The 14,828-nt window shown below is 71.5% G+C and carries 14 protein-coding genes; 4 read left to right on the top strand and 10 right to left on the bottom strand.

Annotated elements, in window-relative coordinates; all coding sequences use genetic code 11:
• Nucleotides 1-243: 243 nt before the first annotated feature.
• Genes ACIRF9_RS13185 through ACIRF9_RS13140 form a run of 10 tightly spaced genes read right to left on the bottom strand, consistent with a single transcriptional unit; the run spans nt 244 to nt 10,282 of the window.
• Nucleotides 244-1,767, bottom strand: coding sequence for an NADH-quinone oxidoreductase subunit N (locus ACIRF9_RS13185; protein WP_403819983.1), 1,524 nt, complete (start codon nt 1,765-1,767; stop codon nt 244-246).
• Nucleotides 1,764-3,338, bottom strand: a complete 1,575-nt coding sequence (locus tag ACIRF9_RS13180) for a NuoM family protein (RefSeq protein WP_403819981.1) — start codon at nt 3,336-3,338, stop codon at nt 1,764-1,766. Before ACIRF9_RS13180 ends, ACIRF9_RS13185 begins: the two co-directional genes overlap by 4 nt.
• A gap of 6 nt (nt 3,339-3,344) precedes the next feature.
• Entirely contained in the window at nt 3,345-5,339 is a 1,995-nt protein-coding gene (locus tag ACIRF9_RS13175) for an NADH-quinone oxidoreductase subunit L (protein WP_403819978.1), read from the bottom strand.
• Complete coding sequence (gene nuoK / locus ACIRF9_RS13170) at nt 5,336-5,713, bottom strand: NADH-quinone oxidoreductase subunit NuoK (protein WP_403819975.1); 378 nt, start codon at nt 5,711-5,713, stop codon at nt 5,336-5,338. Before nuoK ends, ACIRF9_RS13175 begins: the two co-directional genes overlap by 4 nt.
• Complete coding sequence (locus ACIRF9_RS13165; RefSeq protein WP_403819973.1) at nt 5,713-6,369, bottom strand: NADH-quinone oxidoreductase subunit J; 657 nt, start codon at nt 6,367-6,369, stop codon at nt 5,713-5,715. Before ACIRF9_RS13165 ends, nuoK begins: the two co-directional genes overlap by 1 nt.
• Entirely contained in the window at nt 6,366-6,926 is a 561-nt protein-coding gene (locus ACIRF9_RS13160) for a NuoI/complex I 23 kDa subunit family protein (protein ID WP_403819971.1), read from the bottom strand. Before ACIRF9_RS13160 ends, ACIRF9_RS13165 begins: the two co-directional genes overlap by 4 nt.
• 2 nt (nt 6,927-6,928) lie before the next feature.
• Nucleotides 6,929-7,897 carry an NADH-quinone oxidoreductase subunit H gene (locus ACIRF9_RS13155; RefSeq protein ID WP_403819968.1) on the bottom strand — a complete coding sequence of 323 codons (969 nt, stop codon included), beginning with the start codon at nt 7,895-7,897 and terminating at the stop codon, nt 6,929-6,931.
• Nucleotides 7,894-9,309, bottom strand: coding sequence for an NADH-quinone oxidoreductase subunit C (locus ACIRF9_RS13150; RefSeq protein WP_403819965.1), 1,416 nt, complete (start codon nt 9,307-9,309; stop codon nt 7,894-7,896). The genes ACIRF9_RS13155 and ACIRF9_RS13150 overlap by 4 nt, the downstream gene beginning before the upstream one ends.
• Nucleotides 9,306-9,896: an NADH-quinone oxidoreductase subunit B gene (locus ACIRF9_RS13145; protein ID WP_403819962.1), complete on the bottom strand. Its 591-nt coding sequence runs from the start codon at nt 9,894-9,896 to the stop codon at nt 9,306-9,308. Before ACIRF9_RS13145 ends, ACIRF9_RS13150 begins: the two co-directional genes overlap by 4 nt.
• Entirely contained in the window at nt 9,887-10,282 is a 396-nt protein-coding gene (locus tag ACIRF9_RS13140; protein WP_403819959.1) for an NADH-quinone oxidoreductase subunit A, read from the bottom strand. Before ACIRF9_RS13140 ends, ACIRF9_RS13145 begins: the two co-directional genes overlap by 10 nt.
• Nucleotides 10,283-10,491: 209 nt before the next feature.
• On the opposite strand from ACIRF9_RS13140, the gene ACIRF9_RS13135 reads away from it, so the two are divergent.
• The 4 genes from ACIRF9_RS13135 to ACIRF9_RS13120 all read left to right on the top strand — a co-directional run.
• Nucleotides 10,492-11,775, top strand: coding sequence for a sensor histidine kinase (locus ACIRF9_RS13135; protein WP_403819956.1), 1,284 nt, complete (start codon nt 10,492-10,494; stop codon nt 11,773-11,775).
• Nucleotides 11,776-11,921: 146 nt separating this feature from the next.
• Complete coding sequence (locus ACIRF9_RS13130; protein WP_403819953.1) at nt 11,922-13,328, top strand: sensor histidine kinase; 1,407 nt, start codon at nt 11,922-11,924, stop codon at nt 13,326-13,328.
• Nucleotides 13,329-13,675: 347 nt separating this feature from the next.
• Nucleotides 13,676-14,347 carry a LuxR C-terminal-related transcriptional regulator gene (locus ACIRF9_RS13125; RefSeq protein ID WP_403819950.1) on the top strand — a complete coding sequence of 224 codons (672 nt, stop codon included), beginning with the start codon at nt 13,676-13,678 and terminating at the stop codon, nt 14,345-14,347.
• 287 nt (nt 14,348-14,634) lie between these two features.
• A partial coding sequence (locus tag ACIRF9_RS13120) for a hypothetical protein (protein WP_403819947.1) occupies nt 14,635-14,828 on the top strand: 194 nt, incomplete at its 3' end.

The raw sequence follows: 14,828 nt of genomic DNA, 5'->3' as shown, positions 1-14,828 counted from the left end.
GCCCTCCAAATCGTGCAGCGGGGAACCCTTTGCCTGTGGATGGTCCTTCTCTCCGGTGCCCTCTGGTGCCGTGATGTCACGTCCAGTGGACCCTCCCGTACTGGTCAACGCCAGGCGGGAGTCACTAGTTCCCTTGTGCGTACGGGCACGGGTGTGCGCCGTCCGGGTGAGGGCGGGGCACGGGGGCGACGGCGGGCGCGTACGGGCGGCGGTGGCCGCGTACGCGCGCGTGGGGCGCTCGGCTCAGAAGAGGCCGGTGTCGGTGAAGCGCAGGACCAGTTGGGGGGCTCCGGAGAGGACGATGCCGAGGGCGGCGGTGAGGACGATCGCGGCGGTGAGGGGGGCGGGGACGCGGTGCTTGACGGGTTCGCCCTCGGGGGCGCGGAACAGCAGCGCCGTCCACTGGAGGTAGTAGTACAGGGCGATCACGACGTTGACGGCCATGACGACCGCCAGCCAGCCCAGGCTCGCGTCGACGGCCGCGGAGAAGACGGTGACCTTCGCGAAGAGCCCGATGATGCCCGGCGGCAGTCCGGCGAGGCACAGCAGGAAGAAGGCCAGCACGAGCGCGGAGACAGGGTTCCTGGTGTAGAGGCCCCGGTAGTCGGTGAGGCGGTTCTGTGCGCTCGTACGGCCCACCAGGGCGGCCACCGCGAAGGCGCCGAGGTTCACGGCGGCATACATGAGGGCGTACGCGACGGTGGAGCCGATGGCGTGCTCGGCGTCGTCGGTGTACGCGGCGGCGGCGATCGGTACGAGGAGGTAGCCGGCCTGGCCCACGGAGGACCAGGCGAGCAGGCGTACGGCGCTGTACGCGCGCGTGGCCTGCTGGCGGAGGGCGCCGACGTTGCCGACGGTCATGGTGAGGGCGGCCAGCGCGGCCAGGGCGGGGCCCCAGACGTCGGCGTAGGACGGGAGGCCGACGACCGTGACGAGGATGAGGCCGGAGAAGCCGACCGCCTTGCCGACGACCGACAGGTAGGCGGCGATCGGCAGGGGGGCGCCGACGTAGGTGTCGGGGACCCAGAAGTGGAAGGGGACGGCGGCCGTCTTGAAGGCGAAGCCGACCAGGGTGAGGACCACGCCTGTCTGGGCGAGGGTGTCCAGTTGGCCGTCGACGTGCTGGATGCGGTCGGCGACCTGGGTGAGGTACAGGGTGCCGGTGGTGGCGTAGACGAAGCTGATGCCCATCAGGCTGACGGCGGTCGCGGTGACGGACGACAGGAAGAACTTCAGGGCCGCCTCGGAGGACTTGCGATCGCCATGCCGGATGCCCACAAGGGCGAAGGCCGGCAGGGAGGCGACCTCCAGGGCGACGACGAGGGTGGCGAGGTCGCGGGAGGCGGGCAGCAGGGCGGCGCCGGCGGCGGAGGACAGCAGCAGGAACCAGAACTCCCCTTCGGGGAGTCTTCCGCGGGCGTCCTTCAGGGCGGTGACGGACAGGAGGGCGGCCAGCAGGGCTCCGCCGAGGACCAGGAACTGGATGACGAGGGTGAAGGTGTCGGCCGTGTAGCTGCACGCGCTCGGGTCGCCGGTCAGGCAGAAGGTGGAGCGGTCGCCGTCGAGGAGGGGCAGCAGCAGGGCCGTGGAGACGGCGAGTCCGGCTACGGACAGCCAGCCGAGCAGGGGCTTGCGTACGTCGGGGACGAACAGGTCCGCCACCAGGACGGCGAGTGCGACGACCGCCGCGAGGGTGGGCGGGGCGATCGCGAGCCAGTCGACGGACTGGACCAGCGATGCGGCCTGGGCCTGGGCCGGGGAGCTCATCGGGTGCCTCCTGCGAGGAGCTGCTGCACGGCCGGGTCGGTCAGGCCGAGGAGGGTCTTCGGCCACAGGCCGGCGACGACGGTGAGGGCGACGAGCGGGGTCCAGGCCGCGAACTCGTACGTCTGGACGTCGGCGAGCTTCGGCGCGTCCTGCGGCAGCGCGCCCATGCAGACGCGGCGGACCACGACGAGCAGGTACGCGGCCGTGAGGAGGGTGCCGAAGGCGGCGATCGCCGTGAAGGTGAGGAAGGCGGGGCGGCTGAGGTCGTCGGCGGGGTCGAACGCGCCGAACAGCGCGAGCATCTCGCCCCAGAACCCGGCCAGTCCGGGCAGGCCGAGCGAGGCGACGGCGGCGAAGGCGAGCAGTCCGCCGAGGCGGGGGGCCTTGCCGTACAGCGCGGCGCCGGTCTGTTCGGCGAGGGCGTCCAGGTCGGTGGTGCCGGTGCGGTCCTTCAGCGCGCCGACCAGGAAGAAGAGGAGGCCGGTGATGAGGCCGTGGGCGATGTTGGCGAACAGGGCGCCGTTCACGCCGGTCGGGGTCGTGGAGGCGATGCCGAGCAGGACGAAGCCCATGTGGCCGACGGAGGAGTAGGCGATCAGGCGCTTGAGGTCGCCCTTCGCGCCCTGCTTGGCGAGGGCCAGGCAGGCCAGGGATCCGTAGATGATCCCGACGACGGCGAAGGCGGCGAGGTAGGGCGCGAAGGTGTGGAAGCCGTCGGGTGCGATCGGGAGCAGGATCCGGACGAACCCGTACGTACCCATCTTCAGCAGGACGCCGGCCAGCAGGACCGAGCCGACGGTCGGGGCGGAGGTGTGGGCGTCGGGCAGCCAGCTGTGCAGGGGCCACATCGGGGTCTTGACCGCGAGCCCGATGCCGATCGCGAGAACGGCGATGACCTGCACGGATGTGGTCAGCGACCGGCCGTTGTCAGTGGCGAGTGCCACCATGTCGAAGGTGCCCGCCTTGATTCCGATCAGGAGCAGGCCGAGCAGCATGACCACGGATCCGAGCAGTGTGAAGAGGATGAACTTCCAGGCCGCCTGGGCCCGGCCCTCGCCGCCCCAGCGGGCGATGAGGAAGTACATCGGGATCAGGACCGTCTCGAAGGCGAGGAAGAACAGCAGCAGGTCGAGGACGGCGAAGGTGGCGAGGGTGCCGGACTCGAGGACGAGCAGCAGCGCCACGAAGGCCTTGGGGGTCGGTCCCGAAGGCATCTTGAAGTACGAGTAGAGCGCGCAGAGGAAGGTCAGCAGCGCGGTCAGGACCACGAGGGGGAGGGAGATGCCGTCGATGCCGAGGTGGATGCGCACGTCGAGTGCGGGGATCCAGCTGATGTCCGTGCTCGCCTGCATCTTCGACGGATGGTCGTGGTCGAAGCCGAGCGCGAGGACGATCGCGGCGATGAGGATCACGCCGGTCACCGTGACGCCGTGGCGGAGTACGGCCTGCTCGGGTGACTTCCCCTTCAGTCCGGGTGGGGCGGGCAGCAGAGCGGCGGCGGCGCCGAGGAGCGGGCCGACGACGACGAACGCCAGAAGGAACTGCATCACGGACTCGTTGATATCGATCACGCCTGCTCACGCTCCCGAGGCGACGAGGAGGGCGGCGACCGCCAGGACGACGGTGCCGGCGAGCAGCGCGCTCACATAGGTCTGGACGTTGCCGGTCTGGGCGCGCCGTACGGCGGCGCCGAGCCAGCGGGGCAGGGTGCCCGCGCCGCGTACGTAGGTGTCGACGACCTCGCGGTCGAGGAACCGGACGAGGCTCGCACCGCCCTGGACGGGGCGGACGAACAGCGCCCGGTACACGGCGTCGATGTGGAAGCCGACGGCCGCGGGGCGGTGCAGCGGGCCGAGCAGCAGTCGGCCGGGGTCGGCCGGGTCGGGTGCGGAGGCCACGTCTCCGTAGGCGGGCGCGTGGGTCGCGATGGCCTCGGCCTCCACCTGGGCCGCGTCTCCCTCGGGGTGGGCGGCGACCGCACCCATCGGGGCGACGACGGCAAGGACCCGGAGGTGGCTCCAGGCCGCGTAGGTGAGGAGTCCGCCGGCCAGGGCGACGCCCGTGCCGATCACCGAGGTGGTGAGCGTCGGGGCGAGGTCGTTGCCGTCGAACCAGTCGGGGAGCGTGGCGTAGGCGAGCGCGCCGAGGGCGAGGGACGGGACTGCCAGGACCCACAGCACCACGGTCATGGACAGCGGCTGGCGGCCGTGGTCGGGGGCTTCGGCGCCCCGGCCGCGGAAGGCGAGCAGCCACAGACGGGTCGCGTAGGCGGCGGTGAGGAGGGCGGTGATCAGCCCGGCGACGAGGATGAGCCAGCCGGCGGCGCCGGGGGCGTGCTCGGTGTGGCCGGTGGTGACGTCCTCGGCAGCGCCGAGGACGGACTCCTTGGAGAAGAAGCCGCTGAACGGCGGGATCGCGGCGAGCGCGAGGAGCGCCACGGTCATCGTCCAGTAGGCGTCCGGGATGCGGTCGCGCAGATGGCTCATGCGGGACATCGCGGCGAGCGAGTTGGTGCCGGCGGCGTGGATGATCACGCCGGCCGCGAGGAACAGCAGGGCCTTGAAGGCGCCGTGCGAGAGGAGGTGGAACACGGCGGCCGAGCGGTCGCCGACGGCGAGGGCGCCGGTCATGTAGCCGAGCTGGCCGATCGTCGAGTAGGCGAGGACGCGTTTGATGTCGTCCTGCGCGAGCGCCGCGAGGCCCGAGCCGACCATCGTGACGGCGGCCATCACGGCGAGGACGACCATCGCGGCCGCGGATGCCTCGAAGACCGGGAGGAGCCGGGCGATGAAGTAGACACCGGCGGCGACCATCGTCGCGGCGTGGATCAGCGCGGAGACGGGCGTCGGGCCCGCCATCGCGTCGGGGAGCCAGGTGTGCAGCGGGAACTGCGCCGACTTGCCGGCCACGCCCGCCAGGAGCAGCAGGGCGACGACGGTGGGGTGGTCCAGGCCGTCGTGGGCGACGGCGCCGAGGACCTTGGTGATCTCGAAGGAGCCGGCGTCCGTGGCGAGGGCGAACAGGCCGATCAGGAAGGGGACGTCGCCGAGCTTGGTGACCAGGAAGGCCTTGAGGGAGGCGGCGCGGGCCTCCGGGGTCTCCCAGTAGTGGCCGACGAGGAAGTAGGAGCAGATGCCCATGACCTCCCAGCCGACCAGCAGCACGATCAGGTCGCCGGAGTAGACGACCAGGAACATCGCGGAGGTGAACAGGGAGACGAGCGCGGCGTACGAGGGGTAGCGCGGGTCCTCGCGGAGGTAGCCGGTCGAATAGATCTGCACACAGGTGGCGACGGTGCCCACGAGGACGGCGACCAGGGCCGCGAAGCCGTCGATGTACAGGGACAGCTCGATCGGGATCGAGCCGGTGGGCGTGAGTTCGGTGGCCGCGGTGACGGCCGCGTCGCCGCCCTGGCGTACGGCGACGACGGCGGCCAGGGCGAGGGAGGTGAGGGTCGGCAGGACGGCGAGGGGGCGGACGAAGCCGGGGGCGGTGCGCCCGAGGAGCAGTCCGGCGATCGCGCCGAGGAAGGGAAGGAGGGGGACGAGTGCGGCGAGGGTGGTCGTGGTCACGCGGTGGCCTCAGCCTTCTCGGCGCCCGGCTCGGTCTCGGGGGTGTCGATCTCGTGGCCCTCGGCGGTGTCGCGGAGCTTGTCGATGTCCGAGGTACCGCGGCTCCGGTACACGGCGAGGACGATCGCCAGGCCGATGCCGATCTCGGCGGCGGCGATGGCGATGGTGAACAGGGTCAGGGCCTGCCCGGAGTGCAAGGTCTCTTCCGCGGTCCGGCTCAGCCAGACGTCGAAGGCGACCAGGTTGAGGTTGACGGCGTTGAGCATCAGCTCGACCGACATCAGGACCAGGATCGCGTTGCGGCGGGCGAGGACGCCGTACAGGCCGGTGCAGAAGAGGAGGGCGGAGAGGACGGCGGGGTAGGCGAGGTGCATCAGTGGGCGCCTTCCTGCTCGGCCGAGGTGTCGGAACTTTCTGTGACCGTCCGGGAACTCTTCGTGACACCTCGGGCGTTCACGGGGGGAGAGCTCGACTCCGCCTTCGCTTTGCGGGACAGGACGATCGCGCCGACCAGGGCCGCGAGGAGGAGGACGGAGAGGGCCTCGAAGGGAAGGACCCAGTTCTGGAAGAGGCTCGCTCCGGTGACCTCGGTGGAGCCGGCGGCGGGGCCGTCCAGATCGATCCAGGTGGTGCGGAAGGCGTCGACGACCACCCAGACGAGCGCGGCGGCCGCGGCGACGGCGACCGTGAGGGCGGCCCAGCGGTTGCCGGAGTCGGCGTCCGGGGAGCGGCCGATGGGGGCCTTGGTGAGCATCAGACCGAAGAGAAGGAGGACGACCACGGAACCGACGTAGATGAGGACCTGCACCCAGGCGATGAACTCGGCGGTGAGCAGGAGGTACTCGACGGCGAGGCCGCCGAGGGCGACCACCAGCCACAGGGCGGCGTGCACCAGCTGCCGGGTGGTGACGGTGACCAGGGCGGCGCCGAGGGTGGCCAGGCCGACGAGGACGAACGCGATCTCGACGCCGTTCGGGGAGAGGAAGCCGTGCGGTGCGGCGGCCAGGGCCTCCGTGGTGGCGGGGGTCACGACTCGCCTCCCTGTGGTTCGGCGGGCTCGGCCTGGGCGGCGGCCAGTTTCTCCGCCGTCTTGCGGGCGGCGGCGATCTCCTTCGGCTCCTCGGCGGCGGGGTCGAGGGCGGGCGGGGCCGGCACCGTCCACATCCACTCGCGGAGCTTGTCGCGTTCGTGGGTGAGGTCATGGATGTCGGTCTCGGCGTACTCGAACTCCGGAGACCAGAACAGGGCGTCGAAAGGACAGACCTCGATGCAGATACCGCAGTACATGCACAGGGAGAAGTCGATGGCGAAGCGGTCGAGGACGTTGCGGCTGCGCTCGCGGCCGCCGGGGGCGGCGGGCGGGACCGTCTCCTTGTGGGAGTCGATGTAGATGCACCAGTCGGGGCACTCGCGGGCGCAGAGCATGCAGACCGTGCAGTTCTCCTCGAACAGGCCGATCACGCCTCGGGTGCGGGGCGGGAGTTCCGGCTGGGCGTCCGGGTACTGCTCGGTGACGGACTTCCTCGTCATCGTGCGGAGGGTGACGGCCAGGCCCTTGGCCAGACCGGAACCCGGAATGGGAGCCATGGTTACTGGATCACCACCTTCACGACGCCGGTGAGGGCGATCTGGGCGAGGGAGAGGGGGACGAGGAGGGTCCAGGAGAGCTTCTGGAGCTGGTCCTCGCGCAGTCGGGGGTAGGTCACGCGCAGCCAGATGACGACGAAGGCGAGGACGGCGGCCTTCAGGAGGGTCCAGACCCAGCCGAGGCCGTCGGCGCCCCAGGGGCCGTGCCAGCCGCCCAGGAAGAGGACGGTGGTCAGGCCGCACAGGACGACGATTCCGGCGTACTCGGCGAGGAGGAAGAGAGCGAAACGCAGACCGGTGTACTCGGTGTAGGCGCCGAAGATGATCTCCGAGTCGGCGACGGGCATGTCGAAGGGCGGGCGCTGGAGTTCGGCGAGGCCGGCGACGAAGAAGACGATCGCGCCGACGATCTGCCAGGGCAGCCACCACCACTCGAAGGCGTCGACGATGCCGGGCAGGGAGACCGTGCCGGCCGCCATCGCCACCGAGGCGGCGGTGAGCAGCATCGGGAGTTCGTAGGCGAGGAGTTGGGCGGCGGTGCGCAGACCGCCGAGGAGGGAGAACTTGTTGGCGCTGGCCCAGCCCGCCATGAGGGAGCCGAGGACGCCGACGCCCATCACTGCGAGGACGAAGAACACGCCCGCGTCCAGGACCTGGCCGACGGCGCCCTCGCCGGGACCGATCGGGATGGCGAGGAGGACGAGGAGGTACGGCAGGAGGGCGACGGCGGGGGCGAGCTGGAAGATACGGCGGTCCGCGCCGGCGGGGACCACGTCCTCCTTCTGCGCGAACTTCACGCCGTCGGCGATGAGCTGGGCCCAGCCGTGGAAGCCACCGGCGTACATCGGGCCGAGGCGGCCCTGCATGTGGGCCATGACCTTGTGCTCGGTCTGACCGACGATCAGGGGGAAGGTGAGGAAGACGGCGAAGACGAGCAGGAGGCGCAGGGTGACGTCGAGTGCGTCGTTCACTGCGGGCCTCCTGACGGGGTTTCGGGGGTGGGTGGTTCGGACCTCGGGGGTTCGGGGTCGGTCTCGGTGTGGGGGTCCGGACCGCCGGGGTCGTCGGTGGCGGACGGTTTCGTGTCCGTGGTGGTGTCGTCCGACGGCTCGGGGACAGGAGTCCGCTCCGGCTTCGAACCCGACTCGGGCTGCGGCTGCGCCGCCGCGGGGGGCTCCTCCGCCGACGCGGGGGGCTGCTCCGGCTTCGGCCGCCCTCGCTCCGGCTCGTCGAAAGCCGGGCGGGCGTGGTGCCAGGGGGCGTCCGAGCTGCGGGGGGTTGCCGGGGAGGGGGACGGAGCCGAGGGCTGCGTGCGTTGGGAGGCGGAGCCCTGGGAGGCGCTGCGGGAGCGGCGGGGGCCGGACGGGGGACGGCCGGCTGTCGGGGCAGCCTCGGCGGGACCGGCGGCCGCTGCGGGTGACGTGCCGGTCGCCGTGTCCGTGCTGGTCGTCGTGCCCCTGCCGGTCGTCGTGTCCGGGCCGGTCGTGGCGTCCGTGCCGGTCGTGGCGTCCGTGCCGGTCGTGGCGTCGGTCGCGGGCGGCTCTCCTGTGGCCTCGGTGCGCTGGGACGCCGAGCCTGCGGCGGCGCTTCTCGTGCGGCGCGGGCCGGCGGGGGGCTGTGGAGCGCCGGCTTCCGTGCCGGGTGTCGTGTCCGGCGGGGTCGGGGGTGCGGTCGGGGCCGTCTGGCTGGCGGAGCCTTCCGCTGCCGTGCGGGCGCGGCGGACGGGGCGTTCGCCGGCCGCTGCTCGGGTCGGGCGGTCTCCTGCGGCGCGGCCCGCCGCCGCTCCACGGGCCGGGCGGGCCGGGGCGGGTGGGAGCTGGCCCTTGAGGGGGCCCCATTCGTTCGGGTCGGGGACGCCGGGGGGCAGCATCTGGCGGCGCTTGGGGCCGCCGTGTTCGGACTCTCCCGGTTCCTTGGCGCCGGGCCAGGCCTTGGCGACGCGGGCGGCGAGGACGAAGTCCTTGCGAAGGGGGTGGCCCTCGAAGTTCTCGGGGAGGAGGAGGTGGTTCAGGGAGGGGTGGCCCTCGAAGCCGACGCCGAACATTTCGTGGGTCTCGCGTTCGTGCCAGGCCGCGCCCGCGTAGACGTCGACGGCGGAGGCGAGCGTCGGGGCCTCGTGCGGGACCGTGGTGCGCACGAGCAGGCGGCGGACCGGGCCGAGGGCGACGACGTGGGCCGAGACGCGGAAGCCGGTGCCCGGTTCGTCGACGGCGCTCAGCCAGTCGAAGTAGGTGCAGGAGAGTTCGTCGCGGGCGACGCGGAGGGCGGTGAGCCAGGAGGCGGGCGGGACGTCGACGGTCAGGACGGCGTAGGACTCCTCGGCCGTGGCGTCCGTACCGAAGAGGTCCTCGACGGGGGCCGGCAGCCAGCCGATCGTGGTCATCCCGCGTTCCCCTCTGCGGTGGGCGGCTTCACCAGGGCGCTCTGCAGGGCGGCGGCCGACGGGCGGGAGGTGCCGTAGCGCTCGTGCAGGGACTCGCGGGCGATCTTCTCCTGGAGCTTGAGGATGCCCTGGAGGAGGGCTTCGGGGCGGGGCGGGCAGCCGGGGACGTAGACGTCGACGGGGATGATCTGGTCGACGCCCTTGGTCACGGAGTAGGAGTCCCAGTAGGGGCCGCCGCAGTTGCTGCAGGCGCCGAAGGAGATGACGTACTTCGGCTCGGGCATCTGCTCGTAGAGGCGCTTCACGGCCGGGGCCATCTTGTCGGTGACCGTGCCGGACACGACCATGAGGTCGGCCTGGCGTGGCCCGGGCGCGAAGGGGATGACGCCGAGGCGGATGAAGTCGTGGCGGGCCATCGACGCGGCGATGAACTCGATGGCGCAGCAGGCGAGGCCGAAGTTGAAGACCCAGAGGGAGTAGCGGCGGCCCCAGTTCAGGACGACCTTCATCGGCTCGGGGGCGAGGCGGGCGAGCGCGCCCAGCCGCTTCGGCTCGGGCAGCAGAACGGGCTCCGGGGTCACGTCCATGTCAGGACGCCCTTCTTGTATGCGTACAGCAGGCCGACGGCGAGGAAGCCGAGGAAGATGAACATCTCCACGAGGGTCGTGGCGCCGTAGCCGGGGGCGGCGAAGACCGTCGCCCAGGGGAACAGGAAGATCGAGTCGACGGCGAAGATGACATAGAGGAAGGCGTAGACGTAGTAGCGGACCTGGGTGTGGGCCCAGCCCTCGCCGACGGGGTCGACGCCGCACTCGTACGTCAGGAGTTTCTCGGGCGTCGGCACTACCGGGCGCAGCAGTCGGCCGGCGCCGAAGGCGACCGCGACGAAGAGCACGCCGATGACGGCGAGCAGTCCGACGACCGAATAGGACTCGAAATAGTCCGCCGCGATCTCGACGGTCGGTTCCCGCACGTCCGTCCCCTCGCTCCCTGACCTCAGCCTCTTCGGCTTCTCAGGCCACTCGGGCCTCTTCGACGATCTGTACGCACGGAGTCTAGGCCCTGATAAAGGGACGGTAAGCAGCCCGTCACGCCTCGGACCTCGGGGCGGGGGTTTTCCCCCGGGGGCAAGGGCGGCGAACCTCATGGCGCGGTGGCGCGCGGGGCGGCACGCTAGCCCATATGACCACTACCCACCAGCCCGACGACCGCAGACCGGACAACCGCAGACGCGACGACCGCGGACGCGAGGGCGGCAGGCCCGACGGGTGGCAGGCCGAGGGCAGAGGGCCCGATGGTGGGCTGCCGGCGGTTCGGCCCGCTCTCGATGCGCAGACGTGGAAGGAGATCGCGCATCTCCTGGCGAACCTGCCGATGTCGTTGTTCGGCTTCACATATGTGATGACGGTGCTGTTCATCGGTGCCTCGCTGACCCTGACGGTGGTCGGGCTGCCGTTGCTCGCGCTCGGGCTGGTGGGGGCGCGGGCGGTGGGCCGGTTCGAGCGGGAGCGGGCGCGGCTGCTGCTCGGGGTGCGGGTCGACGAGCCGAGCCCGCTGCCGCTGCGCCGGGCGGGCGGGCCCCTCGCGCAGATGTGGCTGGCGCTGAAGGACCCGGTGGCCTGGCGCACGGTGCTCTACGACTTCATACGGCTGCCCTGGGGCATCCTCACCTTCTCCATCATCCTCCCCTCCCTGTTCGTGCTGTGGCCGTTCCTCCCCTACGTCTCACGAGGCCTGACCAACGCGGACCGGGCGATGGTGCGGGCGCTGCTGTCGCCGTCCGACGAGCTGGAGCGGCGGATCGCCGAGCTGGAGTCGGACCGGGGGGTCGTCGTGGACACGGCGGCGGCCGATCTGCGGCGGATCGAGCGGGATCTGCACGACGGGGCGCAGGCGCGGCTGGTCAATCTGGCGATGGGGCTGGGGCTGGCGAAGGAGAAGCTGCAGGAGGGGCAAGCCGACGACGCCGTCGCGGCGATGGTGGAGGAGGCGCACGGCGAGGTGAAGCTCGCGCTGCAGGAGCTGCGGGATCTGGCGCGGGGGATTCATCCCGCGGTGCTCACGGACCGCGGGCTGGACGCGGCGCTGTCGGCGGTGGCGTCGCGGTGCACGGTGCCGGTGAAGGTGACCGCCGATCTGGCGGCCAGGCCGGCGCAGGCGATCGAGGGGATCGCCTACTTCACCGTGTCCGAGCTGCTGCAGAACATCAGCAAGCACAGCGGGGCGCGTACGGCTTCGGTGGATGTGTGGCGGACGGACGACCGGCTGTTCATCCAGGTGTGGGACGACGGCCGGGGCGGGGCGCGCCTCGACGCGGGGACGGGGATGCGGGGGCTGGCGGAGCGGCTGGACGCCGTCGACGGGGTGTTCGTCGTGGAGTCACCGGTCGGGGGTCCCACGACGGTGACGGCCGAGCTGCCCTGGCGGAAGCGGGAGCGGGAGCAGGAGCGGCACGCCAACCCGTAGGGGCCGGGGGTAGGGAAAACCCCCCTTTCGACAGGCCGACGGGCTCCATGGTGCGGCGGGGCGGCGCCGAGGAGGGTGGAGGTAGGGCACAGCAGCTGCGCGATGAGCGGGGCGAGTGGAGACGACGAGGAGAACGGACGGCGCCGATGGCCACGCAGTACGGGCAGTCTGGGGAGTACGGGCGGTACGAGCGGTACGGGTACGACGACGCGGAGTATCGCGGGGCGTACGAGGCGCGGTACGGGGACCACGGGGCGCGCCGGCATCGGCTGCCGGCCGTGCTGCGTGAGCCGCTGAGCGGGCGGCACTGGCGTGAGCTCGCCTATGTGCTGCTCGGTTTTCCGCTGAGCGTCGTGCTGTTCGTCTTCACGGTGACCATGCTGTCGGTCGGGGCGGGGCTGCTGGTGACGTTCCTCGGCATTCCGGTGCTGGCGGCGGGGCTGGCCGCCTGCCGGGGCTTCGGGGTGTTGGAGCGGGTGCGGGCGCGGGGGCTGCTGGGGCTGGAGGTGCGCGATCCCGAGCCGCTGCGGGTGCGGGGGAAGGACGGCCGCGCCGGGGTGCTGGCGTGGACGGGGGCCGTCCTGAAGAGCGGGGTGTCGTGGCGGCATGTGCTGTTCGTGCTGGTGCAGTTCCCGTGGGCGGTGTTCTCGTTCTGTGTGACCGTCACCGTGTGGGTGTTCGGCTGGACGATGCTGACGTATCCGCTGTGGTTCTGGTTCTTCCCGATGTACGGCGGCCAGGGCGGGCTTCAGCTGTACGGCGACGAGCAGCACCAGGTGTATCTGGACAACCCCTTCGAGATCACCGTCACGGCGTCGGTGGGGCTGCTCGTCACGCTGGCCACGCCGTGGATCGTGCGGGCGCTGACGACGGTGGACCGGTTGCTGGTGCACGGGCTGCTCGGGCCGTCGCGGCTGGCGTCGCGGGTGGTGGAGCTGGAGTCGGACCGGGGGGTCGTGGTGGATACGGCGGCCGCGGATCTGCGGCGGATCGAGCGGGATCTGCACGACGGGGCGCAGGCGCGGCTGGTGGCGCTGGCGATGGATCTGGGGCTGGCGAAGGAGAAGCTGCGGGAGGATCCGCGGGCGGCGGCACGGATGGTGGACGAGGCGCACGGTGAGGTGAAGACGGCGCTGCAGGAGCTGCGGGATCTGGCGCGGGGGATTCATCCCGCGGTGCTGACGGACCGGGGGCTGGACGCGGCGCTGTCGGCGGTGGCGTCGCGGTGCGCGGTGCCGGTGCGGGTGGAGGTGGATCTGGAGTCACGGCCGGTGGCGGCGATCGAGGGGATCGCCTACTTCACCGTGTCCGAGCTGCTGCAGAACATCAGCAAGCACAGTGGGGCCCGGTCGGCTTCGGTGGATGTGTGGCGGGTGGAGGACCGGTTGATGTTGCAGGTGGTGGATGACGGGGTGGGCGGTGCGGAGGCCTCCGGCGGTTCCGGGTTGTCGGGGTTGGCCGAGCGGTTGGGTGCCGTGGACGGGATCCTGGTGGTGGACTCGCCGGTCGGGGGGCCTACGAGGGTGACGGCGGAGCTGCCCTGGCGGGGCTGAGGCCGGGGCGGGCACGCCTGTTCCTCGCCCCCGCCGCCCTTACCGGTTCCCGTCTCCAGGGGCCGCCGCCCCTTCGACCCCGCCAGGGGCTTCGCCCCTGCACCCCACTGGCGGCTGCGCCCCCAGGCCTCGCCATCGGCCCTGAACGGGCCTCGTCCTCAAACTCCCCCAGAGGGGACACCCCCAGACGGGCTGAGATGCACCCCGCACGGCTGGTTCTCGCCGTACCCCCGGCTTCTTCTCGTCGTCCTGCGCCGCCGCGGGCCCGTTGCCGGGTGCGGAGGGGCCGGTTGCTGGAATGCTGGGGGTGTTCGGCACAACGGGTGGACGGCTGGGGGGCCGGAATCGTGGAGGACAGGGTGCGGGTGGTCATCGCCGAGGATTCGGTGCTGTTGAGGGAGGGGCTGACCCGGTTGCTCACCGACCGGGGGCATGAGGTCGTCGCGGGCGTCGGGGACGCCGACGCGCTCGTCAAGACCATTACCGAGCTGAGTGACGAGGGGGCGTTGCCCGACGTCGTCGTGGCCGATGTGCGGATGCCGCCGACGCATACAGATGAGGGCGTGCGGGCCGCCGTACTGTTGCGGAAGGCGCATCCGGGGCTCGGGGTGCTGGTGTTGTCACAGTATGTGGAGGAGAGGTACGCCACCGAACTGCTGGCCGGGTCGAGTCACGGGGTGGGATATCTGCTCAAGGACCGGGTGGCCGAGGTGCGGGAGTTCGTGGACGCCGTGGTGCGGGTGGCCTCCGGGGGGACCGCGCTCGACCCCGAGGTCGTCGCCCAGCTGCTCGGGCGCAGTCGTAAGCAGGACGTGCTCACGGGCCTCACTCCGCGTGAGCGGGAGGTGCTGGGGCTGATGGCCGAGGGTCGGACCAACTCCGCCATCGCCAGGCAGCTGGTGGTGAGCGACGGGGCCGTCGAGAAGCACGTCAGCAACATCTTCCTGAAGCTCGGGCTGTCGCCGAGTGACGGGGATCACCGTCGGGTTCTTGCGGTGCTCACCTATCTCAATTCGTGACGGAGTGGCACTGTGCCAGTCGTCGACGAATCATCGTGAACCGGCGCGGTCGGCCGGTGCGTCTGCGGGAGTGACGCCCGGGGGCGGGAAATCATGGCAAGTCGGGGTGCCGGCGTCTCGGACGTCTCGGAGCGGGGACCGTCACGGTGGTCGTGGCGGTCGGTCGTTCTCGAGGGCGGTCCTGTCGACAGTCGAGGGAAGGGCGCCCTTACAGACGTAGGGTTGATCCAGGGAGGGCCTTCGGGAAGGCCCCTCCGGGACAGCCACCTCGAGGGAGGTCCAGTTCAGTGACCAGTCGGGTCAGCAGCGCAACGGGACAGACGGGGCAGGCCGAGTCGGCCGACGGGACCGTCGTGGGAGAACAGCGCAAACCGGACGGTTCGGCGAAGGACGTACGCCGTCTCGACCGGGTGATCATCAGGTTCGCGGGGGACTCGGGTGACGGTATGCAGCTCACCGGTGACCGCTTCACCTCGGAGAC

It is taken from the genome of Streptomyces sp. NPDC096132, from assembly GCF_044763345.1.
Taxonomy (GTDB): domain Bacteria; phylum Actinomycetota; class Actinomycetes; order Streptomycetales; family Streptomycetaceae; genus Streptomyces.
This window is presented reverse-complemented; position numbering and strand designations above follow the sequence as displayed.

Excerpts from the sequence above, each read along its gene's own strand:
- ACIRF9_RS13150 (WP_403819965.1), bottom strand. The coding sequence starts at position 9,309 with ATGACCACGATCGGCTGGCTGCCGGCCCCCGTCGAGGACCTCTTCGGT.
- ACIRF9_RS13160 (WP_403819971.1), bottom strand. The coding sequence starts at position 6,926 with ATGGCTCCCATTCCGGGTTCCGGTCTGGCCAAGGGCCTGGCCGTCACC.
- ACIRF9_RS13130 (WP_403819953.1), top strand. The coding sequence starts at position 11,922 with ATGGCCACGCAGTACGGGCAGTCTGGGGAGTACGGGCGGTACGAGCGG.
- nuoK (WP_403819975.1), bottom strand. The coding sequence starts at position 5,713 with ATGCACCTCGCCTACCCCGCCGTCCTCTCCGCCCTCCTCTTCTGCACC.
- ACIRF9_RS13145 (WP_403819962.1), bottom strand. The coding sequence starts at position 9,896 with ATGGACGTGACCCCGGAGCCCGTTCTGCTGCCCGAGCCGAAGCGGCTG.
- ACIRF9_RS13185 (WP_403819983.1), bottom strand. The coding sequence starts at position 1,767 with ATGAGCTCCCCGGCCCAGGCCCAGGCCGCATCGCTGGTCCAGTCCGTC.
- ACIRF9_RS13135 (WP_403819956.1), top strand. The coding sequence starts at position 10,492 with ATGACCACTACCCACCAGCCCGACGACCGCAGACCGGACAACCGCAGA.